This is a genomic window from Streptomyces sp. NPDC015130 (genome assembly GCF_043080005.1).
Lineage (GTDB): Bacteria > Actinomycetota > Actinomycetes > Streptomycetales > Streptomycetaceae > Streptomyces.
In genome coordinates, this window is sequence record NZ_JBIBVC010000002.1 from 551602 (window position 1) to 576157 (window position 24556).

Below are 24556 nucleotides of genomic sequence, written 5' to 3' on the forward strand. Positions count from 1 at the left end.
CGCCCGCCACCCGGACGACTCCGTACGGGTTCGCACGGAGTCGGCGCAGGCTCCCGCCCGGCTTCCGGACGACTCCCGCCGGCTCCCGCACGGCCTCCGGACGACTCCCGCCCGGCTCCCGCACGGTCTCCGTCGTCCGGGCCGCGCTCAGGCCCCGCAGCAGTCCGGTTCGAGGCCGCTGGGGAGGCGTTCGCCGCCGAAGACGGCGACCGTGGCCTCCTCGCCGCCGAGTGCGGCGACCGCGAGGAGGAGGGAGCCGGCGGTCCAGGCGGTCTGCTCCTCCGGCCACACGGCCTTGTCGCTCTCCGTCTCGCCCTCGAAGACGTACCCCGTCCAGTACATGCCGTTCCCGGCGCGCAGGTGCTGGATGTCCTGGAGGATCGTGAGGGCCCGGTCGGACTCCCCCATCGCCCAGAGGGCGAGGGCGAGTTCGCAGCTCTCGCCGCCGGTGACCCAGGGGTTGGGGACGACGCAGCGCACGCCGAGGCCTGGGACGACGAAGCGGTCCCAGTCCGCCTCGATGCGGGCCTTCGCGTCGGCCCCCGTGACCGCGCCGCCGAGGACCGGGTAGTACCAGTCCATCGAGTAGCGGGACTTGTCGAGGAAGCGCTCGGGGTGCCGGCGGATCGCGTGGCCGAGCGCGCCCGTCGCCAGCTCCCAGTCGGGCTGCGGCTCCTCGCGGACCTCGGCGATGGCGAGGGCGCAGCGGAGCGCCTGGTGGATGGAGGACGAGCCGGTGAGGAGCGCGTCGTCCACGGCCTCGCCGGAGGGCTCGCGCTTCCAGCCGATCTGGCCGCCGGGCTGCTGGAGTCCGAGGACGAACTCGACGGCCGCGTAGACGACGGGCCACATCCGGTCGAGGAAGGCGTCGTCGCCGGTCGACAGGTAGTGGTGCCAGACGCCGACGGCTATGTACGCGACGAAGTTGGACTCGAGGCTGCGGTCGGTGACGTCGTCCGGGTCGCCGTCGTGGTAGGCCGCGTACCAGGAGCCGTCGCCGTTCTGGTGGCGGGCGAGCCACTCGTAGGCGCGGGCCGCGGCGGCGTGCTCGCCGGCCGCGTCGAGGGCCATGGCCGCCTCGGTGTGGTCCCACGGGTCCAGGTGGTGGCCCCGGAACCACGGTACGGCGCCGTCCTCGCGCTGGACGGCGAGTATCCCGGCGACGGTCTCGGCGGCCTGCTCGGCGGTGAGCACGCCGGGCAGGACGAGGTGCTCGGCGATCCGCTCGGGGCTCGTCACTTGGCCGCGTCCGAGGAAGCCGCCTCGGGCAGATGGGGCTTGGTCGCGTACGCCACGAAGCTCTTGCCGACGACCGGGTTGAGCAGCTGCTCGGTGATCCGGGTCAGGGCGGGCTTCTTCATGATGTCCCAGACCAGGAGCTTGTGGTACGCGCGGACCGGCAGGGCCTTGTCGTTGTCGACGCCGAAGGCGCACTTCAGCCACCAGTACGGGGCGTGCAGGGCGTGCGCGTGGTGGGTGCCGTACGGCTTGAGGCCGGCCTGCCGGATCTTGGCGAGGAGCTCGTCGGCCTTGTAGATGCGGATGTGGCCGCCCTCGACCTCGTGGTACTCGTCGGAGAGCGCCCAGCAGATCTTCTCGGGGCCGTAGCGGGGGACGGTGATCGCGATCCGGCCGCCCGGCTTGAGGACGCGGACCATCTCGGCGAGGACGCCCTTGTCGTCCGGGATGTGCTCCATGACCTCGGAGATGATCACGACGTCGAAGGAGTCGTCGGGGAAGGGCAGGTTGAGGGCGTCGCCCTCCATGGCCGTGGCGGTCGCCCCGGCGGGGGCCTCCCCGGCCTCCTTCATCGCCGCGAACCACTTGGCGACCTCGCGGATCTCCTCGCCGTTCTGGTCGAGGGCCACGACCTGGGCGCCGCGCCGGTAGCACTCGAAGGCGTGCCGGCCCGCACCGCAGCCCAGATCGAGCACGCGGTCGCCGGGGGCGAGCGGGAAGCGGGTGAAGTCGACGGTCAGCACGGGACCCTGCTTTCGCGGTTGGAGAGTCGTTGTGGGCAGGCGTTCCGCCGGGCGATGGGGGTCCCCCCTGCGCGAGCGGAGCCGAGAGCTTGGGGGAGGGTGGGCACAACCCACCCACCGGGCTGCACCCGGCAACGATGGCGAGGTCTCACCGGCGGACTCCGGCCCCCTGGCGGGCCACCGCCTCGCGGTAGAGCTCGGCGGTCCCCTGGGCCGCCCTGGCCCAGGTGAACCGGTCCAGGACCCTGGCCCGCCCCGCCGCGCCGAGCCGCGCCCGGAGCTCCGGGTCGCCGAGGACCCGTCCGAGCGCCGCGGCCAGCGCGCCCGCGTCGCCCGGGGGCACCGCGAGGCAGGTCTCGCCGTCGGCTCCCGCGACCTCGGGGATCGCGCCGCCGGTGGTGGCGACGAGCGGGGTGCCGGTGGCCATGCCCTCGGCGGCGGGGAGCGAGAAGCCCTCGTAGAGGGAGGGGACGCAGGCGACCTGGGCGGAGCGGTAGAGGTCGACGAGCTCGGCGTCGCTGATGCCCTTGACGAACTCGACGGCGCCGCCGAGCCCGTACCGCTCGATGGCCTGGGCGACGGGGCCGTCCTCGGCGCGCTTGCCGACGACGACGAGGTGGGCGTCGGGATGCTCGGTGCGGAGCTTCGCGAGCGCCTCGATCAGGAAGACGAGGCCCTTGAGGGGGACGTCGGCGCTGGAGGTGGTGACGATCCGGCCGGGGACCTCGGCGACGGCCGGGTCCGGGGACCAGAGCGTGGTGTCGGCGCCGATGTGGACGACCCGGATGCGGTCCTCGCGTACGCCGAGGTGCTCGACGATCTCCTGGCGGGAGGTGCCGGAGACGGTGAGGACGGACTCCGACCGGCGGGCGACGCGCTTCTGCATGCGGGTGAAGGCGTACCAGCGGCGGACGGAGGCGCGGCGCTTCCAGTCGGCGGCGGCGTCGAGTTCGAGCTGCCGGTCGACGGTGATGGGGTGGTGGATCGTGGTGACGAGGGGCGCGCCGAGGGCCCGGGGGCCGCCGAGGAGTCCGTACCCGAGGGTCTGGTTGTCGTGGACGACGTCGAAGTCGCCGCGGCGGGCGGCGAGCATGCGCCGGGCCCGCAGGGAGAAGGTGAGCGGCTCGGGGAAGCCGCCGGTCCACATGGTGGCGACTTCCAGGCCGTCGATCCAGTCCCGGTACTCCTCGCGCCTCGGCGTCCGGAAGGGGTCCGGGGAGCGGTAGAGGTCGAGGCTGGCGATCTCGGTGAGCGGCACGCCGTCGTCGAGCGTGGGGTACGGCTGGGAGCCGATGACCTCGACGGAGTGGCCGAGGCGGGAGAGTTCGCGGGAGAGGTGGCGGACGTAGACGCCCTGACCGCCGCAGAAGGGGTTGCCCTTGTACGTGAGGAGAGCGATCCGCAACGGACCGTCACCGTCCGCGGTGACACCCTGCCGGGGGCCGGCCGGGCTTGCCTCTATGGCTTCCGCGGTCATGCGGCGACCCCCTTCGAGCGTGTTTCGCCGGAGCGTAACCGCTCGCGCTAATCTAGAACAAGTTACAGACTTGATCGTTCTCGATCTCCTCGGACGATCTGCTTGATCGTTCAAGGAGGACAGAATCTACCGGCAGGTAGCTCCATGGTGAGAGCCGGAACAGGTGATTCGCGCCACGGCGGCCGGGCCGCCATACTGTCGCTCCCCACGGCCGCTCGCCTCGCCGCCGACCGACGCTCACCGTCGCCCCACCGCCGCTCCACCGCACGGAACGGGAACCCATGACCGTAGACAACAGGGCGGGCCTCGGCCCCTCGGCACCGCCTCTCACGGAGCGCCAGGAGGCGCGGCGGCGCCGCATCCTGGACGCCAGCGCGCAGCTCGCGGCGCGGGGCGGCTTCGACGCCGTACAGATGCGGGAGGTCGCCGAGGCGGCCGGGGTGGCCCTCGGCACGCTGTACCGCTACTTCCCGTCCAAGATCCACCTGCTGGTCGCGACGATGCAGGACCAGCTCCAGCACATGCACACCACGCTGAGGAAGCGGCCGCCGGCCGGGGCGGACCCGGCGGAGCGCGTCGCGGAGACCCTCATGCGGGCCTTCCGGGCACTCCAGCGCGAGCCGCAGCTCGCCGACGCGATGGTGCGGGCGCTGACCTTCGCGGACCGCGGGGTGAGCCCCGAGGTCGACACGGTCTCGCGGCTGACGACCGCGATCATCCTGGACGCGATGGGGGCGGAGCACCCGAGCCCCGAGCAGCTGTCGGCGGTGCGGGTGATCGAGCACACCTGGCACTCGGCGCTGATCACCTGGCTGTCGGGGCGCGCCTCGATCGCCCAGGTGAAGATCGATATCGAGACGGTCTGCCGGCTGATCGACCTGACGGCCCCGGACCCCTCCTCCGCGCCGGAGCAGGGGCGGCGGGGCCGCTGACGAATCCCGCCCGCGCCCCCGGGAGTTCACACACCGGGGGCGCGGGCGGCGCCGGTGGATCAGGACGAAGGCGTGGCCTTGTTGGCCCCCGCGATCGCCGCCGCGCACTCCGGGCTGCCGTCGACGGCCACGAACATGACCAGCTTCAGCGGGCCGGCGGAGTGGTTGCTGGCCTGGAGCTGCCAGGTGCTCTTCTTCAGGGACTTGATGACCGAGCCGCCCTGCTCGGTCTTCCGCTCCTCGCTCCAGCCGCCCTTGGTCAGGGTCGCGACCGTGTCCGCGTAGGACTTCGCCGGGTCCGCGGCCTTCTCGGCGTCGGCCGTCCAGCTGACCATGCAGTCCTTGGCCTCGGCCGGGATCTGCTCGCCCGAGGCGTCCTGCGTGAAGCCGGCGCCCGTCGCCGCGTCGGTCAGCTCCTTGGTGACCGCGGCCCCGTCGAGCCGCTCGCCGCCGGAGCCGCCCGAGCCGCCCGTCGCGGCCGAACCGGCCGAGGAGGAACCCCCGGCCGCCGAACCGCCCTTGTCCGAACCGCCCTCGCTGCCGCAACCGGCGACCAACAGCACCACACCAGCGGCCGCGGCCGCCCACATCGCCTTGCGCACGACACTCCCAAATACGCATGTACGAAGGCCTCTTGCCCCCGTTTTCAAGGGCACAGTTTTGCACGTGGAAACGACGGTACGTCACGAACGGCCCCTGACCGGTCACTCCTCCGGCGGGAACACCGGTTCACCACCGTCCGCGAGGGTGATCAGGATCGCCTCGACCGGGCAGCCCTCCGCCGCCGCGAGGAGGCGTTCCCCCGCGTCCGTCTCCGGGTCCCGCGGGTGGGACTGGCGGGCCGTGTCGAGGCGGAAGGCGGCCGGGGCGTGGTTGACGCACATCCCGGAGCCGATGCAGACGCCCCGGTCGACCTCGACGTGCCAGCGGTCCCCCATCACGCGTCCCCGTATCCGGCGGGCAGATGGATCATCTTGTGCTCCAGGTACTCGCCGAAGCCCTCGGGGCCGAACTCGCGGCCCAGACCGGAGTTCTTGTAGCCGCCGAAGGGGCCGAGCATGTCCAGGCTGAAGGTGTTGACGTTGAAGGTGCCGGTGCGGACCCCGCGGGCGAAGTCGATGCCGCGCTCCACGTCGCCGGTCCAGACGCTGCCGCTGAGCCCGAAGTCGGAGTCGTTCGCGATGCGGAGGGCCTCGGCCTCGTCCTCGTACGGCAGGAGGCAGATGACCGGGCCGAAGATCTCCTCGCGGGCGATCCGCATGGAGTTGTCGACGCCGCCGAAAAGGGTCGGTTCGACGTACCAGCCGCGGTCGAGACCGGCCGGGCGGCCGCCGCCCGCGAGGACCTTGGCGCCCTCCGCCTGGCCGATGCCGATGTAGTCGAGCGAGCGCTGCTGCTGGCGCCGGGCGACGAGCGGGCCGACCTGGGTGGCCGGGTCGAGCGGGTCGCCGACGACGAGCGCGCCCGCCGCCGCCGCGAAGGCCTCGGCGATCTCCTCGTAGCGGGAGCGCGGCGCGAGGATGCGGGTCTGGGCCACGCACGCCTGGCCGTTGTTCATCCAGGCGGCCGGGACGATCCCGGCGAGGGCGGTGTCCAGGTCCGCGTCCGGCAGGATCACCGCGGCCGACTTCCCGCCGAGTTCGAGGGTGACGCGGGTGAGGTTGCGGGAGGCGACCTCCATGACCCGTCGGCCGGCCGCGACCGAGCCGGTGAAGGAGACCTTGTCGACGCCGGGGTGCCCGACGAGGTACTCGCTGACCTCGCGGTCGGCGGGCAGGATGCTGAGCACGCCCTCGGGCAGCCCGGCCTCCGCCGCGATCTCGGCGAGGATGTACGAGTCGAGGGGCGCCTCGGGCGAGGGCTTGAGGACCACCGCGCAGCCGGCGAGGAGCGCCGGCCCCAGCTTGGCGGCGGCGGTGAACTGCGGCACGTTCCACGGGATGACGGCCGCGACCACGCCGACCGGCTCGCGCCGGACGAGCAGCGGGCCGAGCACGCCGCCGCGCCGCTCCTCGTAGACGAAGTCCCGGGCGACGGTGATCGCCGCGTCCCAGACCATCATCGCGCCGAGCGCCTGGGCGAGGACGGACCAGGAGTACGGGGAGCCGTTCTGCGAGCTGATGGAGCGCGCGATCTCCTCGTACCGGACGGCGATCGCGTCCTTGATCCGGGTGACGACCGCGATCCGCTCCTCCAGTGCCATCCGCGGCCAGGGCCCCTCGTCGAAGGCCCGGCGGGCGGCGGCGACGGCCCGGTCGACGTCGGCCTCGGAGGCGTGCGGGACGCGGCCGATGACCTCCTCGGTGTGCGGCGAGATCACCTCGATGACCGCGTCGCCCAGGGGATCGGTCAACTCGCCGCCGATGAACAGCTTTCCGTGCTCCACAAGCTCGGTCATGACCGCTGCCTCCCGAGGAGATGAGTTTCGCCGACGTTCGTTCTCCGACTTTCTGACGGTGCTTCAGAACTGATATCAGTTCTAGTTATCATGGGCAACGAGTCCAGCACGAGTCGAGCAAGCTCCGTACGGTCTTGGAGAGATGAGGGCACATGACCCAGGTGACCGAGCACGGCGGAGGCGTCTGGTCCCTGCGGGTGCCCATCCCGGACAATCCGCTCGGCCACACCCTGGTCCACGTCCTCGACACCGACCGCGGCCCCGTCCTCGTCGACACCGGCTGGGACGACCCGGCCTCCTGGAGCGAACTCACCTCCGGACTCGGCGCGCTGGGGCTGTCGGTCCAGGAGATCCACGGGGTCGTCATCACCCACCACCACCCCGACCACCACGGCCTCTCCGGCCGGGTCCGCGAGGAGTCCGGGGCCTGGATCGCCATGCACGCCGCCGACGCGGCCGTCGTCCGCCGCACCCGCGAGGCCGAGCCCGGCACCTGGCTCGACTACATGACGCAGAAGCTGACCGCCGTCGGCGCCCCCGAGGAGCACGTCGCCCCGCTGCGGGCCGCCCGCGCCTCCGGCCGGATGCGGACCCTGCCGGGGCTGCGCTCCGCCGTGCCCGACCGGGAGATCGTCCCCGGCGAGCTCCTCGACCTCGCCGGCCGGCGGCTGCGCGCCGTCTGGACCCCCGGCCACACCCCGGGCCACGTCTGCCTCCACCTGGAGGAGGAGCACCCCGCCGGGCTGCCGGGCCACGGCCGGCTCTTCTCCGGCGACCACCTGCTGCCCGGGATCTCCCCGCACATCGGGCTGTACGAGAACCCGGGCGAGGTCCACGAGACCGACCCCCTCGGCGACTACCTCGACTCCCTCGAACGCATCGGCCGCCTCGGCGTCGCCGAGGTCCTCCCCGCCCACCAGTACGCCTTCGCCGACGCGGCCGGCCGGGTCGACGAGCTCCTCGTCCACCACGAGGAACGGCTCACCGGGCTGCTCGGCCTGCTGACCGCTCCGCTCACCCCCTGGCAGCTCGCCGAGCGGATGGAGTGGAACCGCCCCTGGGCCGAGATCCCCCACGGCTCCCGGAACATCGCCGTCAGCGAGGCCGAGGCCCACGTCCGCCGCCTCGTGAAGCTGGGCCGCGCCGAGGCGGTGGCCGGCACGGACCCGGTCACGTACGTCGCCGTGTGAGGCCCGGCGGGAGTCGCGGCCCCCGCCGTGGCGCGGCGCGCGTCGCGATGTGGGGCCCGGAGGTACTCGCGGCCCGTGCCGTGGCGCGGCGCGCGTCGCGATGTGGGGCCCGGAGGTACTCGCGGCCCGGGCCGTGGCGCGGCGCGCGTCGCGGTGTGAGGCGCCTCGCACCCTCCCGGTGGCGGGCGTACGGGCCGGTAGAGTGAGCGGGTCGTCATCATGCCCGTTCGGGGGGAAGCCGGTGCGAATCCGGCACTGACCCGCAACCGTGAGCCACCCCCCACCAGGGGCGGCAAGTCGGACTGCCCCGTCCGGGACGTGACCGCCGGCACCGTCGAGGAATACGGAGCCGGAGCCTGGTGCCCCCGTGGCGTGCCGGTGCCCGGCCGCAGGAGAGGGCCCCATGAACACCGTCCGCCGCGGCGCAGCCGCGCTCGCAGCCGCCGCCGTCGTCTTCGGCACCGGAGCGGCCCTGGCCCTGCCGGCCGCCGCCGCGCCCTCGCCGGCCCCCTCCACGTCCGGCCGCGCCGACGGCCTGTACGGCACGAACGACCCGACCTACGACGGTGTGTGGCGCCAGTCGTACGCCTTCCTCGCCCAGCGGGGCGCCGGCTTCCAGCCCGCCGACCTGGCCGTGGACTGGCTCCTCGACCAGCAGTGCGCCGACGGCTCCTTCAGCGCCTACCGCGCGGACCCGACCGTCCCCTGCGACGCGAAGACCATGCGCGACACCAACGCCACGGCCCTCGCCGTCCAGGCGCTCGGCTCCGTCCGCCGCGAGTCCATGTTCCCGGAGAAGGTCGACAAGGCCGTCAAGGCCGGCGACGGCTGGCTGCGGTCGGTGCAGAACAAGGACGGCGGCTGGGGCTACACCCCCGGCGGCCCCAGCGACGCGAACTCCACCTCGCTCGTCGTCGGCGCCCTCGGCGCGACCGGGATCAAGCCCGGCTCCTACACCTCCGTCGAGGGCCGCACCCCCTACGACGCGCTCCTCACCTTCGCGCTGCCCTGCACCGACAAGGCCGGCGCCGGAGCCTTCGCGTACCAGCCCGACAAGACCGGCAAGCTCCTCGCCAACGCGGACGCCACCGCGGCGGCCACCCTCGCCGGGCTCGGCAAGAGCATCGTCTCCACCAAGGCCTCCCCCGAGCAGAGCCCGACCTGCCAGGACCTGACGAAGCCGACCGCCGAGCGGGCCGCGCTCAACGGCGCCTCCTACCTGGCGAAGGCCCTCGCGAAGACCGGCCACCTCACCGCCCCGCCGATGCCCGGCTCCACCGACACGACGGAGAAGCCGGACATCGGCAACACCGCCGACGCGGTCCTGGCACTCGCCGCCGCCGGCGCGACGAAGGAGGCGCAGCCCGCGGTGGAGTGGCTGGAGAAGAACTCCGCCGCCTGGGCGAAGGAGAGCGGCCCCGCCGCGTACGCGCAGCTGATCCTGGCCGCGCGCGCGACGGAGGCCGACCCGCGCGAGTTCGGCTCGGCCGACCTGGTCGAGCAGCTCAACGCCCTGGGCCCGGAGCCCAAGACCCCGGACACCTCCGCCGCGGCCACGAGCGACGACGAGTCCGGCTTCGACGTGTGGTGGATCATCGGCATCGGCATGGTCGTCGGCGTCGGCATCGGCTTCCTCGTGAGCGGCCGCAAGAAGTGACGAACAGCAGGATCGGCGGCGCCGCCGCCACCGGCGTCACGGCTGCCCGGACCGGCACCACCCGGACGCGCCGCGTACGGGCGGTCGGCACCGCCCGGCCCGGCGCCACCCAGGCGCACGACATCCGGACCGTCACCCCCGACGCCCGGCCTGTCGCCGCCCGGAGCGCGGCCCTCCGCCCCGTCGCCGCCCGCGGTGGCGCCCTCGTGGCCGGGGCCGTTCTCGCGTTCACCGCCGTCGCCGCGGCGCCCGCGCAGGCCGCCGGCTACCGCTACTGGTCGTTCTGGGAGAGCGACGGCGGGAAGACCTGGACCTACGCCTCGCAGGGGCCGGCCACCGCCCGCCCCGCCGACGGCGAGTCGATCGGCTTCCGCTTCGCGCTCAGCCAGGGCACGAACGACACCTCACGCCCCTCCGCCGCCCCCGACTTCGCGAAGATCTGCGCGGGCGTGGCGAAGAAGGACGGCGGCAAGCGGATCGCCGTCGTCGTCGACTTCGGCGGTCCGAAGGACGCCCCGGCCGGCGAGCAGCCGCCGGCGAAGCCGGTCACGGCCGGCTGCGCCCAGGTCCGTGAGGACGCGACGGGCGCGGAGGCGCTGGCCGCGGTGGCGAAGCCGCTGCGGTACGACGCCGCGGCGATGCTGTGCGGGATCGCCGGGTATCCGGCGCGGGGCTGCGGCGAGCAGGTCGCGGAGGGCGAGGCGGACGAGCCGGGCAAGGCACAGCCCACGGCACCGTCCGCCGCCGCTTCCCCCGCCCCCACCAGCGCCTCCGGCGACGGGAGCGGCGGCCCCTCCTTCGGCGTGCTCGCCGGCGGGGCGGCCGTGCTCGCGCTCGGCGGCGCCGCGATCTGGAAGGCCCGCCGCCGCGGATGAGCCCCGCATGAGCCCCGCCCGTAGCCGCCGGACGTTCACGGCCCCCGTGGCGAACCGGTCGAACGCCCTCCACGCCGGAGCCTGGTGGCTGTGGGCGCTCGGCCTGGCCGTCGCCGCCTCGCGCACCACCAACCCGCTGCTCCTCGGCCTGCTGGTCGGGGTCGCCGGGTACGTCGTGGCGGCCCGCCGCACGGACGCGCCCTGGGCGCGCTCGTACGGGGCGTTCGTGAAGCTCGGTCTGTTCGTCGTCTTCCTGCGGGTCGTCTTCTCGCTGCTGCTCGGCTCCCCGATCCCCGGGACGCACGTCCTGTTCACGCTGCCCGAGGTGCCGCTGCCCGAGTGGGCGCAAGGGGTACGGATCGGGGGCCGGGTCACCGCCGAGCAGCTGGTCTTCGCGCTCTACGACGGGTTGAAGCTGGCGACGCTGCTGATCTGCGTGGGCGCGGCGAACGCGCTGGCCAACCCGGCGCGGCTGCTGAAGTCGCTGCCGGGGGCGCTGTACGAGGCCGGGGTCGCCGTCGTCGTGGCGATGACCTTCGCGCCGAACATGGTCGCCGACGTGGTCCGGCTGCGGACCGCCCGCCGGCTGCGGGGCCGCCCCACGGGCGGGGTCCGGGCGGTGCTCCAGATCGGTCTGCCGGTGCTCGAAGGAGCCCTGGAGCGGTCGATCGCGGTGGCGGCCTCGATGGACGCGCGGGGGTACGGCCGGACGGCGCAGGTCCCCGTGTCCGTACGCCGTACGACGAACGTGCTGACCCTGGGCGGGCTGCTCGGCGTCTGCGCCGGTTCGTACGGGCTGCTCGCGGCGGAGGGCGCCGGGTACGGGCTGCCGCTGCTGGCCGCCGGGCTCCTCGCGGCGACGGCGGGGCTCCGGCTCGGCGGGCTGCGGACGGTGCGCACCCGGTACCGGCCCGACCGCTGGGGCGTACGGGCCTGGCTGGTCGCGGGCTCCGGGGTGACGGTCGCGGTCCTGATGATCTGGGCGAACGCGTACGCACCGGAGGCGCTGCACCCCGGGGTCGTCCCGCTGGAGTGGCCGGAGCTGCCGCTCTGGCCGGCCGTCTCGATCCTGGTGGGCCTGGTCCCGGCGTTCGTGGCCCCGGTCCCCGAGGACACCGTCGCCGTCACCGCTGCCAAGGAGAGCTCGTGATCCGCTTCGAGAACGTCTCGGTGAGGTACGAGGAGGACCGCGAGCCCACGCTGCGCGGCCTGGACGTCACCGTGCCCGAGGGGGAGCTCGTCCTGCTCGTCGGCCCGTCCGGGGTCGGCAAGTCGACCCTGCTCGGCGCGGTCTCCGGTCTGGTCCCGCACTTCACGGGCGGCACCCTGACCGGGCGGGTGACCGTCGACGGCCGGGACACCCGCACGCATCCGCCGCGTGAGCTGGCGGACGTGGTGGGGACGGTCGGGCAGGACCCTTCGGCGCACTTCGTGACGGACACGGTGGAGGACGAGCTCGCGTACGGGATGGAGTCGTTGGGGCTCGCCCCGGCCGTCATGCGGCGCCGGGTCGAGGAGACGCTCGACCTGCTGGGCCTGGCGGAGCTCCGCGACCGCCCGATCGCCACGCTCTCGGGCGGCCAGCGGCAGCGCGTCGCGATCGGCTCGGTCCTGACCCCGCACCCCAAGGTCCTCGTCCTCGACGAGCCGACGTCCGCGCTGGACCCGTCGGCCGCGGAGGACGTCCTCGCGGTGCTCCAGCGCCTGGTCCACGACCTGGGCACGACGGTCCTCCTGGCCGAGCACCGCCTGGAGCGGGTCGTCCAGTACGCGGACCAGGTGCTCCTGCTGCCGGAGGGTGTGATGGGTGCGCCGGCGGACATCATGGCGATCTCCCCGGTCCACCCGCCGGTGGTGTCGCTCGGCCGCCTGGCGGGCTGGGACCCGCTGCCCCTGACGGTGCGGGACGCGCGGCGGAGGTCGGACGGACTGAAGGAGCGGTTGGCGGGGCGGGAACCGGCGAGCGTCGCCGCCGGGGCAGTCTCAGCCCCGCCTGCGTTTGAGGCGCGGGGGTCCGGGGGCATCGCCCCCGGTTTCGGGATGGGGGTACCTCCCAGGCGAAGCTCTGGGGGAGGGCGGGGTGGGGGAATCCTCCCCTTCCTACGGCGCCGCACCCGCCCGACCACCCCGACTACCGACCCCACCCCCACCCCCACCTCCAACCCCGCTCCCCTTCTCCTCACCGAAGGCCTCGCCGTCCGCCGCGGCCGCGTCGAAGCCCTCCGCTCGGTGGGCCTCCAGGTCCGGGCGGGCGAGACCGTCGCCCTCATGGGCCGGAACGGCGCGGGCAAGTCCACCCTCCTCTCCACCCTCGTCGGCATGATCGCCCCGACCTCCGGCACCGTCCGCGTCGCCGGCCGCACCCCCCACACCACCGCCCCCCGCGAGCTGATCCGCCAGGTCGGGCTCGTACCGCAGGAGCCGAGGGACCTGCTGTACGCGGACACCGTCGCCGCCGAGTGCGCGGCGGCCGACGCGGACGCGGGCGCGACGCCCGGGACCTGCCGGGGCCTGGTGTCCGAGCTGCTGCCGGGCGTCGCGGACGACACGCACCCCCGGGACCTCTCCGAGGGGCAGCGGCTCGCGCTCGCGCTGGCCGTGGTCCTGACCGGGCGCCCGCCGCTCCTGCTGCTCGACGAGCCGACACGCGGTCTGGACTACGCGGCCAAGGCCCGGCTCGTCACGCACCTGCGCGCGCTCGCGGCGGACGGTCACGCGATCATGCTGGCCACGCACGACGTGGAGCTGGCGGCGGAGCTGGCACACCGGGTGGTGATCATCGCGGACGGCGAGGTGGTCGCGGACGGCCCGACCGCCGAGGTCGTCGTCTCCTCCCCCGCCTTCTCCCCCCAGGTCGCCAAGATCCTCGCGCCGCAGCCCTGGCTCACCGTCGAGCAGGTCGAGGAGGCCCTGTGAAGCGCCCGCCGAAGCACCCGACGAAGCACCCGGTGGAGCCCGCGACGGAGCCCCCGCCGGAGCCCGCGACGCAGGCCCCGGCGGGGCACCCGACGGAGCCCGCGGCCAAGGCCCAGCCGAAGCCCCCGGGCGGTCGCCCCCTGCGTCTCGGCCCGCGCTCCGTCACCGCCCTGCTCCTCGTCTCCCTGATCGGGGCCGCGGCCTTCACCTGGCCGCTCTTCGCGGACGCCGGCTCGGCCGTCACCTCGCACGCCGGGGACGCGCCCTGGCTCTTCGCCGCCCTGCTCCCCCTGCTGGTCGCGGTCGTGATCGCGACGATCGCGGACTGCGGGATGGACGCGAAGGCGGTGGCGATGCTGGGGGTGCTGGCCGCCGTGGGCGCCGCGCTCCGCCCGCTCGGGGCGGGGACGGCGGGCCTGGAGCCGATGTTCTTCCTGATGGTCCTGAGCGGCCGGGTCCTCGGGCCGGGCTTCGGCTTCGTCCTCGGCTCGGTGACGATGTTCGCCTCGGCCCTGCTCACGGGCGGGGTGGGCCCGTGGATGCCGTTCCAGATGCTCTCGATGGGCTGGTTCACGATGGGCGCCGGGCTCCTGCCGGCCCCGCAGCGGCTCCGGGGCAGGGGTGAGCTGCTGATGCTCTCCGCGTACGGCTTCGTGGCGGCGTTCGCGTACGGAACGGTCATGAACCTCCAGGGCTGGGTCCTGCTCCAGGGCCTGAGCAGCGGGATCTCCTTCGAGCCGGGTGCCCCGCTCCACGAGAACCTCGTCCGTTTCCTCGCCTATGTCGTCGCCACCTCCCTCGGCTGGGACCTCGGCCGCGCCGCTCTGACCGTCGTCCTCACGCTCACCATCGGATCCACGCTTCTGAAGGCCCTCCGTCGTGCCACTCGACGGGCGAACTTCGAGGCCCAGGTCACATTCGAAGGCCCGAAAAGGGGCGCTCCGGGTGAGGCGGCCCACAGGACCTACGTCACGTACGAGGCGAAATAGTAGACGGGCACACCCACCCAAAACGCCCTACATCCCGCCATGACCTGCGGAAACACCCGACCCCCACCACCCGGGACCTTCCGCTCGAATCCGAACCTTCCTCGTACAGGGGGTCATTGCGCCGGGGCCCGGGCCCTGGTTTTGTTGAGGACGTCGCCAGGCAGCCGGTGCTCACCACAGCGCCTCGGACGGCCGGTTCCCCCCAGTTCCCGGGACTCCCGGGCTCTGGTTCCGGCTTGCCGAAAACGCCCGGCGCGGCCCTTGTTCCCGAAGTTAGGTAGAAACGTTGATCCGCTCGCTCACCACTCGTGTCGCCGCCCGCAAGAAGACCTTCGCCGCCACCGCAGCCGTGCTGCTGGGCGCTTCGGGTGCGGTGCTCGGCACGACGGGCTCGGTTTCGGCCGCCAGCCCGCAGGAGCTCGCTCGTGACATCGTCCCCGCCTCGCAGTACGCGGCCTTCAGCAAGATCGTCTCGCACGAGTCCGGCTGGAACCCCTCCGCCACCAACTCGTCCAGCGGCGCCTACGGCCTGGTCCAGGCCCTGCCGGCCTCGAAGATGTCCTCGGCCGGTGCCGACTGGAAGACCAACCCGGCCACGCAGATCAAGTGGGGCCTGAACTACATGAACGAGCGCTACGGCTCCCCGAACGCCGCCTGGGCGTTCTGGCAGGCCAACGGCTGGTACTAAGAGCTCAGCCGCCGCACAGCGCACCCGCAAGGCCCCGCCCTCCGCTCGGAGGGGCGGGGCCTGCGGCGTTTCCGTTCCCTACAGCCGCTGGATGATCGTGCCGGTCGCCAGGGCGCCGCCCGCGCACATGGTGATGAGCGCGAACTCCTTGTCCGTGCGCTCCAGCTCGTGCAGGGCGGTGGTGATGAGCCGGGCACCCGTGGCGCCGACCGGGTGGCCGAGGGCGATGGCGCCGCCGTTGACGTTCACCTTCTCCAGATCCTGGTCGAAGACCTGCGCCCAGCTCAGGACCACCGACGCGAAGGCCTCGTTGATCTCGACGAGGTCGATGTCCTTGAGCGACATGCCGGCCTTGCCGAGCACCGCGCGGGTCGCGTCGACGGGGCCGTCGAGGTGGTAGTGCGGGTCGGCGCCGACGAGGGCCTGGGCGACGATGCGGGCGCGCGGGCGGAGCTTGAGGGCGCGGGCCATGCGCTTGGAGGCCCACATGATCGCGGAGGCGCCGTCGGAGATCTGGGAGGAGTTCCCGGCGGTGTGGACGGCGGTCGGCATGACGGGCTTGAGCCGGGCGAGGCCCTCCATGCTGGTGTCGCGCAGGCCCTCGTCCCGGTCGACGAGCCGCCACATGCCCTGTCCCGCCGCCTGTTCGGCCTCGGTGGTGGGGACCTGGACGGCGAAGGTCTCCCGCTTGTACCGCTCCTCGGCCCAGGCGACCGCGGCGCGCTCCTGGGAGAGGAGGCCGAGGGAGTCGACGCGCTCGCGGGTGAGGCCGCGGCGGCGGGCGATGCGCTCGGCGGCCTCGAACTGGTTGGGCAGGTCGACGTTCCACTCGTCGGGGAACGGCTTGCCGGGGCCGTGCTTGGAACCGGAACCGAGCGGGACGCGGGACATGGCCTCGACGCCGCAGCTGATCCCGATGTCGATGACGCCGGCCGCGACCATGTTGGCGACCATGTGGCTGGCCTGCTGCGAGGAGCCGCACTGACAGTCGACGGTGGTGGCGGCCGTCTCGTAGGGCAGGCCCATGGTGAGCCAGGCGGTCCGCGCCGGGTTCATGGACTGCTCGCCGGCGTGGGTGACCGTACCGCCCACGATCTGTTCGACGCAGTCGGCGTGGATGCCGGTGCGGCCGAGGAGTTCACGGTAGGTCTCGCCCAGGAGATAGGCGGGGTGGAGGTTGGCGAGCGCGCCTCCGCGCTTGCCGATGGGGGTGCGTACGGCTTCGACGATGACGGGTTCCGCGGCCATGAGCTCGTCCTCTCCTCGACCGGTCGGGGTGTCCCGGCACCTCGTCCGGTCGGCGTCCCGGGGGAACTAGTACGCGTTCTAGTTCTGAGTGCAGTCTTATGACTGCTACCCCGGGTACGCAAGGGTCCGGGCCGCAACAGTTCTCGCTCCGCCTCTTGCTACTTGGCGAACTCGTTACTAACTTTCCCGGCAGTTTCTGATGGGCCATCAGATAATGGAGCGTGTTGCCGATGCCCTGCCCCCATCTCCCCGAAGGGTTCGACGCCACCGACCCCGACCTGCTCCGTACACGCATACCCTTCCCGGAGTTCGCTCAGCTGCGGCAGACCGCACCCGTGTGGTGGTGCCCCCAGCCGGCCGGCGTCACGGGCTTCGAGGACGAGGGGTACTGGGCGGTCACGCGCCACGCGGACGTCAAGTACGTCTCGACGCACCCCGAGCTCTTCTCCTCGAACACGAACACCGCCGTGATCCGCTTCAACGAGCACGTCACGCGCGAGCAGATCGAGGTCCAGAAGCTGATCATGCTCAACATGGACCCGCCCGAGCACACCCGGGTCCGCCAGATCGTCCAGCGCGGCTTCACCCCGCGGGCGATCCGGAACCTGGAGACGGCGCTGCGCGACCGCGCCCGCGCCATCGCCGAGGAGGCCCTGCGGAACGCCGGCCCCGACGGAACCTTCGACTTCGTCACCCAGGTCGCCGTCGAGCTGCCCCTCCAGGCCATCGCCGAGCTCATCGGCGTCCCCCAGGAGGACCGCTCCCGGATCTTCGACTGGTCGAACAAGATGGTCGCGTACGACGATCCCGAGTACGCCATCACCGAGGAGATCGGCGCCGAGGCCGCCATGGAGCTCATCGGCTACTCGATGACCATGGCCGCGGCCCGCAAGGAGTGTCCGGCCGCCGACATCGTCAGCCAGCTCGTCGCCGCCGAGGGCCAGGGCAACCTCTCCTCCGACGAGTTCGGCTTCTTCGTGCTGCTGCTCGCCGTCGCCGGCAACGAGACCACGCGCAACGCCATCAGCCACGGCATGCACGCCTTCCTCACCCACCCCGACGAGTGGGAGCTCTTCAAGCGGGAGCGGCCGGCGACCGCGGCCGAGGAGATCGTGCGCTGGGCGACCCCGGTGGTCTCCTTCCAGCGCACCGCGACCCAGGACACCGAGATCGGCGGGCAGAAGATCCGCGCGGGCGACCGCGTCGGACTCTTCTACTCCTCCGCCAACAACGACCCCGAGGTCTTCACCGACCCCGAGCGCTTCGACATCACCCGCGACCCGAACCCGCACCTGGGCTTCGGCGGCGGCGGACCCCACTTCTGCCTCGGCAAGGCACTCGCGATCAAGGAGATCGAGCTGATCTTCAACGCGGTCGCGGACGTCCTGCCCGACCTCACGCTCGCGGGCGAACCCCGCCGGCTGCGGGCGGCCTGGCTGAACGGAGTGAAGGAACTCCGGGTCCGTACCTCGGCCTGACCGGCCGGACGTGTCCCAGGAGCGGCGCGCGGCCGGAACCGGAACGTCTCCGGCCGCGTCCGATCCCACATGCGGGGGACACACAGAAGCAATCCGGCCACCAGAATCCTGACGACGCTCGTCGCGCTGCTCGCGCTCCAGCTCGGCTCGCTCATCGCACCGGCGTACGCCTGCGGCTGCGGCGCGATGATCCCGGACAGCTCCGAGCGCATCGGCGTCGACCGGGAGGAGTCGGCCGTCCACTGGGACGGCGGCACCGAGACCGTCGTGATGCGCTTCGAGGTCCACGGGAACGCCAAGCGGGCCGCCTGGATCATGCCCGTGCCGAGCCGCGCCGAGGTCGACCTCGGCGACCCGGCCCTCTTCGACGCACTGGAGACACTCACCGCGCCCGAGGAGCGCGACCGGTACTACTTCTGGCCGCGCGAGGGCGACTGGCCCTTCGACAGCTCGTACGGAGACGGGGCGGCCGCCGCCCCGCCCGGCGCGGGAGCCGGTGTCGGCGTCGTCGGCCGCGAGCGGCTCGGCCCCTTCGACGTGGCCCGGCTGACCGCCACCGACCCCGACGCGCTCGGCGGCTGGCTGCGCACCAACGGCTTCGAGCTGCCCGAGCGGCTCCCCGGCGCGCTCAAGCCCTACGTGGACCGGAAGTGGGAGTACGTCGCCGTCCGCCTCGCCCCGCAGGAGAAGGGCGCCGCCCTGTACGGCCGGCTGTCCCCGCTGCGGATCAGCTTCGCCTCCCCCGAACTCGTCTACCCCATGCGGCTGTCCCGTCTCGCGAGCACCCCGCAGACGCTCGGCCTGTACGTCCTCGCCGACCACCGGATGGAGCCCCGCTCCCCCATCGGCGGCGACCGCCCCGAGGTGACCTTCGCGGGCCGGATCGACGGCGACGAGAGCGCCGCCCTCGCCCGCCTCACCGGCGGCGCGCCGACGCATCTGACGGCCCTGGAGCAGAGGTTCCCGCACCCGGAGCGCATCGACGACGACCACCACCTCCGTACCGTCGCCGACACCCCGTACCGCGAAGTCGTCTACAACGACCGCCTGTTGACGATCGGCGGCGAGGTCCCGGCCTGGCTCGCGACGGTCGGTGGCGGGGCGCTGCTCATGGCGGCGGCGCTCCTCGCCGTACGGGCGTCGAGGCGGCGCTCGCACCCCGCCCCCGGTGTACGTTCGACCGCATGACGAACCCTCAGGTGAACCCCCAGTGGAGCACGGTCGATCACTACGTCACCGAACTGCTCGCCCCGGCGGACGAGGCGCTGACCGGCGCGCTCGCCGCGTCCACGGCGGCCGGACTGCCCGAGATCGCGGTCGCCCCGAACCAGGGCAAGCTGCTGCACCTGCTCGCCGCGGCGCAGGGTGCCCGGAACATCCTGGAGATCGGCACCCTCGGCGGCTACAGCACGATCTGGCTGGCCCGCGCCCTGCCCGCCGACGGCCGGCTGATCACCCTGGAGTACGACCCCGCCCACGCGGACGTCGCCCGCGCCAACATCGCCCGCGCCGGCCTCGACAAGCTCGTCGAGGTCCGTACGGGCGCGGCCCTGGACAGCCTGCCGCTCCTGGAGGAGGAGGGCGCGGGCCCCTTCGACCTCGTCTTCGTCGACGCGGACAAGGTCAACAACCCTCGGTACGTGGAGTGGGCGCTGAAGCTGTCCCGCCCGGGCACGCTGATCATCGTCGACAACGTCGTGCGCGGCGGGAAGGTCGCCACCGCGCACCCGGACGACCCGGCGATCACGGGCACCCGCGAGATGTTCGAGCTGGTGGCGCGCGAACCCCGCCTGGACGCCACCGCGTTCCAGACGGTCGGCACGAAGGGGTACGACGGCCTCCTGCTGGCCCGCGTCGTCGCCTAGGGCGTGTTGCGAAAGTAGCGCCGGCCGCCCGAAGGGCGGGCCCGACGGCGTCTGGTGCGTGCGATCGCAAGGCGGAGGGTCGCCCCGATACTGGATGTATCGGGGTGATCCCGACAACGCGGCGAGCGTGCGTGCCAGGCGCCGTCGGGCAGGCGGGACTTTCGCAACACGCCCTAAGCGGTCGGCAGTCAGGGGGCTTCGTACACAGGCGGTCAGGGGGCGTCGTGCCCCGGCGCGCTCCGCCGCCACCCCGCGAACAGCGGCACCTCGCCCGCCGCGTCGAGGACGACGAGCCCGAAGGGGCGGTCGAAGGCGATCCGCTCCACCTCCACGGGGCGGGGCGCGGCCGCGCTGCGGGTCATCGTCACCTGGGTGACGGCCGCCGCCTCGACGCCCTCCTCGGCGATCTCGACCACCGCCTCCTGGACGACCTTGTCGATGTACAGGGCGGTGTCGGAGAGCCCCGAGAAGTCCGCCTCGGGCCCGAGCGCGAGGCGGACTCCGAGGGCGTCGAGGTGGCGGTGGGCGAGGGTCTCGGTCCGGAGCGTGCAGCGCGGCAGCGCGAGGTCGACCGAGCGGACGCCGAGCGGCGCCCGCTCGTGGGGAGCGGCCCAGGCGGCGGGCAGCACCGCTCCGGGCCCCTCGCCCACCGCCCCCAGCACGAACCGCACCCGGGCGCCCTCACTCTCGCCCTCGCCCTCGCCCTCGCCCTCGCCCTCGGCACCGCCACCGCCACCGCCACCGGCACCGGCACCGGCACCGGCACCGGCACACGGCAGCTCGACGACCACGGCCTCGCCCACGCGCCACGCCCACCCCGCGGGAATCCGCTGCCGCATGGTCGGTACGGGCCTGGTGTCGCCGTTCCCGTCGGTGAAGGGCTCGTCGCGGGTGAGGTGCGCGGGGAAGGCGGTCAGCCAGGAGGCCTTCAGGGCGAGGGCGTTGACCAGCACGAGGTCCTCGGACCCGTCGAGGGCGAGCGGCAGCCGCGGGATCCGCCCGCCGGTGGCGGCCCGGACCCAGGCGTCGATCTCCTCCTGCGCGCCGGGGACCTCGCCCCAGGACATGTCGTCCGTGGCCCCGAAGGCCGCGTCGGGAAGCGCGAAGTACGCCGTTTCCGGCAGCACCCCGAACCGGACCCCGGGCAGCCCCCGACGGAAGGATTCGAGCACCGGCACCGTGCTCCACACCCCGGTCGCCACCGCGACCCCGTCCGTCCCGCCGAGCCGGCGCCCGGCCTCGGTCACGGCCCGCGCCGCGGCCTCCCCCTCGACCCCGAGCAGCCCCGCCAGCTCCTGGGCGGTGCGCCCCCGGGCCCCGGAGGCGACGGCCGCGAGGGCCGTCCACAGCCCGACCGGCGACACGACGAAGTCCCGGTCCCCGAGCCGTGGCAGCCACCGCGCCGCCAGCTCCCGTACCGCTTCCGCACCCGCCGCCGACCCGAACCCGGCCATGCCCTGCCCCCTGCCGTCCGTCTCGCACTGTCGTGTCGTGCCGGGACCATCATGACCGCGCCCGGGAGCGGACCTCACGCCGTCCCGACGGGTCGGTGTAGGAGACTGCACACACATCCGTACGTCGTGAGAGGTGTCCAGTGCCCAGCGTGGTGAAGATCAACGTCCTGACCGTTCCGGCCGAGCAGCGCGAGGTCCTGGAGCAGCGCTTCGCCTCCCGCGCCGGGGCCGTGGAGGGCTCCGACGGCTTCGAGTGGTTCGAGCTGCTGCGCCCGCTGGAGGGCACCGACCAGTACCTCGTCTACACCCGCTGGCGCAGCGAGGAGGACTTCCAGAACTGGATGAACGGCTCGATGAAGGCCGCGCACGGGGCCGGCGGCAGCGGTGCGGGCGCCGAGGGCGGCGAGCGGCCGAAGCCCGCCGCCACCGGGTCCACCCTCTGGTCGTTCGAGGTCGTCCAGCAGGCGTCCCCCAAGAACTGAGCTGCGTCCCGGGTCGTGCGCGCCGCACAATGGCGCGCATGACCTGGACCTTCTCCCCCGAGCGCGTCGACACCCCGGACGCCGCCGCCCTGCGCCGCGACTACTACGACGACGTCGCGAGCCGGTACTGGAAGCGCCCGGCGACCGCCGCCGAGCTCGACGAGGGGCTCACGAACGACGGGGCCGAGCTGCTCACCCCGCCGACCGGGCAGTTCCTCGTCGCGCGGTACGAGGGCAAGCCGGCCGGCTGCGGCGGGGTCCTGCTGCTCGACGGCGGGCGCGCCGAGCTGACCCGGGTCTTCCTGCGCCACGCCTTCCGCGGCCTCGGCGGGGCAGGGGCCATGCTCGGCGAGCTGGAGGACGCGGCGCGCGGCCTCGGCGCCCGCCGGATGGTCCTCAACACCCGCCTGGACCTGGTCGAGGCACGCGCCCTGTACACACGGCACGGGTACGTCGAGATCCCGGCGTACTGCACGGGTCCGTACATGGACGTCTGGTACGGCAAGGACCTCTGACCGCGGCCTGCCGGCCCGTGGCTCTTCGAGCGGCGGTTCAGCGGCTCCAGACGACGACGTCGAAGACACCGTTCGTGTCGGAGGCCAGCCCGCCCACTTCCTTGACGGTGAGCCGGGCGAGCCGCCCGTCGTTCGTGCTCGCGCAGAGGACCAGGCCCGTCTTCAGCTTCACCTCCATCGAGGTGCCCAGGGTGTCGATGTCACGGGCACAGTCCGCGTACGCGGGCACCTTCGTCGAGTCCTTCCACACCAGCGCCTTGACCTCGTTCCCGAGCTGCATCCTCGGGGTCGTGCCGAAGGTGTAGATGGAGACGTCGTTCTCCACGTTGATCCCGGAGTGGACGGGGGGCGCGGAGTCCAGGTCCTTGTTCTCCGCGTAGGTGAGCGCCAGGGCACCCTGCCACTCGACGGTGCCGGCCGGCTTCCCGGAGGGGGTCACGGGAGCCGGGGGCTCCGAGGACTCCGCGGCCTCCGAGACCTCCGAGGACCGGGTGGCCTCCGGGCTCTCCGACGAGTCCGAGGGAGCCTTGTCACCGCCCTGGACCTCTTCCCCGGGGCTGGTGGTCCCGGTCGCCGGACCCTGCGCGGCGGGCGGCGCGGGGTTCGCGTTGCCGTTGTTGTTGCTGCTCACCAGGTACGCACCGACCACACCGATGACCGCCGCCACGAGCGTGGCTCCCGCGCCGATCCAGGCCCCTCGGTTCGCGGTCGCGCGAGCCGGGGCGGGCGGTATCTGCGTACCGTACGCGCCGTTCGCCACGTACCCGCCGGGTCCGCCGGGGCCGCCCTGGCCGGCGTACGGGTTGTTCGCGTGACGTGGATCTCCGCTGTTCATTCCTGCCATCCCCCTGTGCTGCGATCTTGGAGGGGGACAGCCTACTGAGCGGCGCTGAGCGCCCGTCACAGAGGGTTTGCCGCCGTCGAGTTGCGGATTCGGGGCGGTGTCCGCAGGGCGGTGCGAGCGGGCACGCGTCCCCCTTGGGCGTTTCCTCCGCCCTGAACCGAATGCCCCGGTACGACCTGTCGGAGAGTGACGCCGTTCACCCGTCAAACAGGGACGGGCTGCATAATCGCTCGCAGTTGTCTCGGGGAGGGGACCCATCATGACCGGACATGCCTGTCCTGAATGCGGTGTACACAGACCCGGCTGCGCCTGTGCCCGGGCGGAGCTGGCGGCGGCCGAGGACTTCGATCCGCTGCGGATCAGGCCGTACGTGACGCTGGACTCGGCGGAGGACCCGCCGACGGCCCAGCTGTCGGCGATCCGCCCGGGTTCTCCCGTGCACGGGGGCTCGGACGCCACCCCGCGGCAGCCCGACCCGTACGCCGCACAGCCCGACCCGTACGCCGCACAGCCCGACCCGTACGCCGCACAGCCCGACCCGTACGCCGACACCCGCGTCACCCCGTACGCCGACGCCCCCGGCACCCCGTACGGCGACCTCCGCTCCGGCGCCCACCCGCAGGCGGACCCCTGCGCCCACCTCCCCGCGGACCACGGCGGCGACCCCTCCGAGACGATGCCCCTGCTGCTGCACGGCGTCGGCCGCGGCGACCGCGGGGCCGGGCCGGCGGACGAGCGCGCGGCGGCGCGGCGGCGCAGGCGCGGCACGGTCGTCGCGGCGGTGGCCGCCGTCGCGGTCGTCGGCACCGCCGCCCTCGCCGCGGCGGTCCTCGGCGGCGGGGACGAGGGCGACGACCGGGCGACCGGCCTGGAGATCACCACGAGCGCCTCCCTGAACGTCGCCGTGTCGGAGGCCCCGTCCCCGTCCGCCTCCTCCGAGACCCCGGAGCCGAGCTCGTCGTCGCCGTCCGTGCGCCCGACGGCCACGTCCGCCTCCCCGTCCGCCACGTCCACCCCCTCCGCCTCCCGGACCGCCCCCGTCGCCACGACCGGTGCGGCGGCCCCTCCTGCCGCCACCACCACGGCCGCCCCGACGACCGCGGCCCCGACGACCGCCCCGGCGACGACGGCCCCGCCCGCCACACAGGTACCCGAGGAGCCGACGCAGCCGGAGGAGACCGAGGAGTCCGCGGCGACGCTGAGCTACGGCTCCAGCGGCCCCGAGGTGGAGGAGCTCCAGCAGCGCCTGACGCTCGCGGGGGCGTACCACGGCCCCATCGACGGGGAGTACGGACAGGGGGTCTGGCGCGCGGTGAAGAGCTACCAGTCCTGGATGTTCATCGAGGAGGACCCGAAGGGCGTCTACGGCCCTTACACGCGCGAGGCGCTGGAGCGGAGCACCTGGCTCTGAGCTCCGTGGCGGCCGCGCCGCCGGATCGGGACGGGAACCGCTGCGGGCGGGACCGGCTGGCCAAGACGACCTCCGGTTTTGTATCGTAGAAAAACAAAGTGGCCCCGCCCGTACTCCCTGACCGGCGGGCGGGACCGCTTCGTTCTCCGCACCCC

23 protein-coding genes and 1 riboswitch are annotated in these 24556 nt (G+C 73.5%); of the genes, 14 read left to right on the forward strand and 9 right to left on the reverse strand.

All coding sequences use genetic code 11. The annotated features are described in order from the left end of the window. Positions 1-147: 147 nt before the first annotated feature. From ACF08F_RS05770 to ACF08F_RS05780, 3 genes are all read right to left on the reverse strand, one after another. On the reverse strand, positions 148-1239 hold the full coding sequence (locus ACF08F_RS05770) for a prenyltransferase (protein WP_392297220.1): 1092 nt from the start codon (positions 1237-1239) through the stop codon (positions 148-150). Beyond that, positions 1236-1982, reverse strand: a complete 747-nt coding sequence (locus ACF08F_RS05775) for a class I SAM-dependent methyltransferase (RefSeq protein ID WP_392297221.1) — start codon at positions 1980-1982, stop codon at positions 1236-1238. Before ACF08F_RS05775 ends, ACF08F_RS05770 begins: the two co-directional genes overlap by 4 nt. A 148-nt stretch (positions 1983-2130) precedes the next feature. Then, positions 2131-3459: a glycosyltransferase family 4 protein gene (locus ACF08F_RS05780; protein ID WP_392297222.1), complete on the reverse strand. Its 1329-nt coding sequence runs from the start codon at positions 3457-3459 to the stop codon at positions 2131-2133. Between the two features lie 281 nt (positions 3460-3740). Between ACF08F_RS05780 and ACF08F_RS05785 the strand changes: the two genes are divergently transcribed. Further along, positions 3741-4391 carry a TetR family transcriptional regulator gene (locus ACF08F_RS05785; RefSeq protein WP_392297223.1) on the forward strand — a complete coding sequence of 217 codons (651 nt, stop codon included), beginning with the start codon at positions 3741-3743 and terminating at the stop codon, positions 4389-4391. A 59-nt stretch (positions 4392-4450) separates the two neighbouring features. On the opposite strand, the gene ACF08F_RS05790 is transcribed toward ACF08F_RS05785, so the two are convergent. From ACF08F_RS05790 to ACF08F_RS05800, 3 genes are all read right to left on the reverse strand, one after another. Beyond that, positions 4451-4993, reverse strand: coding sequence for a hypothetical protein (locus tag ACF08F_RS05790; protein WP_392297224.1), 543 nt, complete (start codon positions 4991-4993; stop codon positions 4451-4453). Positions 4994-5095: 102 nt separating this feature from the next. After that, positions 5096-5329 carry a ferredoxin gene (locus ACF08F_RS05795; RefSeq protein ID WP_392297225.1) on the reverse strand — a complete coding sequence of 78 codons (234 nt, stop codon included), beginning with the start codon at positions 5327-5329 and terminating at the stop codon, positions 5096-5098. Then, the gene (locus ACF08F_RS05800; RefSeq protein WP_392297226.1) at positions 5329-6789 is read right to left on the reverse strand and encodes an aldehyde dehydrogenase; all 1461 of its coding nucleotides are present in this window, start codon (positions 6787-6789) and stop codon (positions 5329-5331) included. The genes ACF08F_RS05795 and ACF08F_RS05800 overlap by 1 nt, the downstream gene beginning before the upstream one ends. A 152-nt stretch (positions 6790-6941) precedes the next feature. Between ACF08F_RS05800 and ACF08F_RS05805 the strand changes: the two genes are divergently transcribed. The 7 genes from ACF08F_RS05805 to ACF08F_RS05835 all read left to right on the forward strand — a co-directional run bounded on the left by ACF08F_RS05805 (position 6942) and on the right by ACF08F_RS05835 (position 15104). Next, on the forward strand, positions 6942-7979 hold the full coding sequence (locus ACF08F_RS05805; protein WP_392297227.1) for an MBL fold metallo-hydrolase: 1038 nt from the start codon (positions 6942-6944) through the stop codon (positions 7977-7979). Between the two features lie 231 nt (positions 7980-8210). Continuing rightward, positions 8211-8287: riboswitch (cobalamin riboswitch) on the forward strand. Between the two features lie 95 nt (positions 8288-8382). Then, positions 8383-9636, forward strand: coding sequence for a prenyltransferase/squalene oxidase repeat-containing protein (locus ACF08F_RS05810; RefSeq protein WP_392297228.1), 1254 nt, complete (start codon positions 8383-8385; stop codon positions 9634-9636). 122 nt (positions 9637-9758) lie between these two features. Then, positions 9759-10511 carry an SCO2322 family protein gene (locus ACF08F_RS05815; RefSeq protein ID WP_392297328.1) on the forward strand — a complete coding sequence of 251 codons (753 nt, stop codon included), beginning with the start codon at positions 9759-9761 and terminating at the stop codon, positions 10509-10511. A gap of 7 nt (positions 10512-10518) precedes the next feature. Further along, positions 10519-11661, forward strand: coding sequence for an energy-coupling factor transporter transmembrane component T (locus tag ACF08F_RS05820; RefSeq protein WP_392297229.1), 1143 nt, complete (start codon positions 10519-10521; stop codon positions 11659-11661). After that, positions 11658-13427, forward strand: coding sequence for an ABC transporter ATP-binding protein (locus ACF08F_RS05825; RefSeq protein WP_392297230.1), 1770 nt, complete (start codon positions 11658-11660; stop codon positions 13425-13427). Before ACF08F_RS05820 ends, ACF08F_RS05825 begins: the two co-directional genes overlap by 4 nt. Positions 13428-13567: 140 nt before the next feature. Next, entirely contained in the window at positions 13568-14416 is an 849-nt protein-coding gene (locus ACF08F_RS05830; RefSeq protein ID WP_392297329.1) for an ECF transporter S component, read from the forward strand. A 286-nt stretch (positions 14417-14702) separates the two neighbouring features. Then, complete coding sequence (locus ACF08F_RS05835) at positions 14703-15104, forward strand: transglycosylase SLT domain-containing protein (protein WP_150270713.1); 402 nt, start codon at positions 14703-14705, stop codon at positions 15102-15104. 78 nt (positions 15105-15182) lie between these two features. Here ACF08F_RS05835 and ACF08F_RS05840 read toward each other — a convergent pair whose 3' ends face one another. Beyond that, the gene (locus ACF08F_RS05840) at positions 15183-16352 is read right to left on the reverse strand and encodes a steroid 3-ketoacyl-CoA thiolase (RefSeq protein WP_392297231.1); all 1170 of its coding nucleotides are present in this window, start codon (positions 16350-16352) and stop codon (positions 15183-15185) included. Between the two features lie 230 nt (positions 16353-16582). On the opposite strand from ACF08F_RS05840, the gene ACF08F_RS05845 reads away from it, so the two are divergent. From ACF08F_RS05845 to ACF08F_RS05855, 3 genes are all read left to right on the forward strand, one after another. Further along, a complete protein-coding gene (locus tag ACF08F_RS05845) occupies positions 16583-17830 on the forward strand; it encodes a cytochrome P450 (RefSeq protein WP_392297232.1) in 1248 nt (415 codons plus the stop codon). Positions 17831-17899: 69 nt separating this feature from the next. Beyond that, entirely contained in the window at positions 17900-19018 is a 1119-nt protein-coding gene (locus ACF08F_RS05850; protein WP_392297233.1) for a DUF2330 domain-containing protein, read from the forward strand. Beyond that, the gene (locus ACF08F_RS05855; RefSeq protein ID WP_392297234.1) at positions 19015-19695 is read left to right on the forward strand and encodes an O-methyltransferase; all 681 of its coding nucleotides are present in this window, start codon (positions 19015-19017) and stop codon (positions 19693-19695) included. Before ACF08F_RS05850 ends, ACF08F_RS05855 begins: the two co-directional genes overlap by 4 nt. Before the next feature lie 212 nt (positions 19696-19907). Here ACF08F_RS05855 and ACF08F_RS05860 read toward each other — a convergent pair whose 3' ends face one another. Then, positions 19908-21149: a serpin family protein gene (locus ACF08F_RS05860; protein ID WP_392297235.1), complete on the reverse strand. Its 1242-nt coding sequence runs from the start codon at positions 21147-21149 to the stop codon at positions 19908-19910. Positions 21150-21289: 140 nt separating this feature from the next. Between ACF08F_RS05860 and ACF08F_RS05865 the strand changes: the two genes are divergently transcribed. Together ACF08F_RS05865 and ACF08F_RS05870 are read left to right on the forward strand one after the other, a co-directional pair. Continuing rightward, on the forward strand, positions 21290-21631 hold the full coding sequence (locus tag ACF08F_RS05865; protein WP_392297236.1) for an antibiotic biosynthesis monooxygenase family protein: 342 nt from the start codon (positions 21290-21292) through the stop codon (positions 21629-21631). Between the two features lie 29 nt (positions 21632-21660). Next, on the forward strand, positions 21661-22146 hold the full coding sequence (locus ACF08F_RS05870; protein WP_392297237.1) for a GNAT family N-acetyltransferase: 486 nt from the start codon (positions 21661-21663) through the stop codon (positions 22144-22146). Between the two features lie 37 nt (positions 22147-22183). Here the strand turns inward: ACF08F_RS05870 and ACF08F_RS05875 are convergent, their stop codons facing one another. Further along, positions 22184-22981 (reverse strand): hypothetical protein, encoded by a 798-nt coding sequence (locus ACF08F_RS05875; RefSeq protein WP_392297238.1) that lies wholly within the window; start codon positions 22979-22981, stop codon positions 22184-22186. 268 nt (positions 22982-23249) lie between these two features. Between ACF08F_RS05875 and ACF08F_RS05880 the strand changes: the two genes are divergently transcribed. Continuing rightward, a complete protein-coding gene (locus tag ACF08F_RS05880) occupies positions 23250-24401 on the forward strand; it encodes a peptidoglycan-binding protein (protein ID WP_392297239.1) in 1152 nt (383 codons plus the stop codon). The last annotated feature ends 155 nt before the right edge of the window (positions 24402-24556 follow it).

Excerpts from the sequence above, each read along its gene's own strand:
- ACF08F_RS05880 (WP_392297239.1), top strand. The coding sequence starts at position 23,250 with ATGACCGGACATGCCTGTCCTGAATGCGGTGTACACAGACCCGGCTGC.
- ACF08F_RS05870 (WP_392297237.1), top strand. The coding sequence starts at position 21,661 with ATGGCGCGCATGACCTGGACCTTCTCCCCCGAGCGCGTCGACACCCCG.
- ACF08F_RS05785 (WP_392297223.1), top strand. The coding sequence starts at position 3,741 with ATGACCGTAGACAACAGGGCGGGCCTCGGCCCCTCGGCACCGCCTCTC.
- ACF08F_RS05850 (WP_392297233.1), top strand. The coding sequence starts at position 17,900 with ATGCGGGGGACACACAGAAGCAATCCGGCCACCAGAATCCTGACGACG.
- ACF08F_RS05780 (WP_392297222.1), bottom strand. The coding sequence starts at position 3,459 with ATGACCGCGGAAGCCATAGAGGCAAGCCCGGCCGGCCCCCGGCAGGGT.
- ACF08F_RS05795 (WP_392297225.1), bottom strand. The coding sequence starts at position 5,329 with ATGGGGGACCGCTGGCACGTCGAGGTCGACCGGGGCGTCTGCATCGGC.
- ACF08F_RS05805 (WP_392297227.1), top strand. The coding sequence starts at position 6,942 with ATGACCCAGGTGACCGAGCACGGCGGAGGCGTCTGGTCCCTGCGGGTG.
- ACF08F_RS05845 (WP_392297232.1), top strand. The coding sequence starts at position 16,583 with ATGCCCTGCCCCCATCTCCCCGAAGGGTTCGACGCCACCGACCCCGAC.
- ACF08F_RS05810 (WP_392297228.1), top strand. The coding sequence starts at position 8,383 with ATGAACACCGTCCGCCGCGGCGCAGCCGCGCTCGCAGCCGCCGCCGTC.
- ACF08F_RS05840 (WP_392297231.1), bottom strand. The coding sequence starts at position 16,352 with ATGGCCGCGGAACCCGTCATCGTCGAAGCCGTACGCACCCCCATCGGC.
- ACF08F_RS05860 (WP_392297235.1), bottom strand. The coding sequence starts at position 21,149 with ATGGCCGGGTTCGGGTCGGCGGCGGGTGCGGAAGCGGTACGGGAGCTG.
- ACF08F_RS05800 (WP_392297226.1), bottom strand. The coding sequence starts at position 6,789 with ATGACCGAGCTTGTGGAGCACGGAAAGCTGTTCATCGGCGGCGAGTTG.
- ACF08F_RS05855 (WP_392297234.1), top strand. The coding sequence starts at position 19,015 with ATGACGAACCCTCAGGTGAACCCCCAGTGGAGCACGGTCGATCACTAC.
- ACF08F_RS05875 (WP_392297238.1), bottom strand. The coding sequence starts at position 22,981 with ATGAACAGCGGAGATCCACGTCACGCGAACAACCCGTACGCCGGCCAG.
- ACF08F_RS05820 (WP_392297229.1), top strand. The coding sequence starts at position 10,519 with ATGAGCCCCGCCCGTAGCCGCCGGACGTTCACGGCCCCCGTGGCGAAC.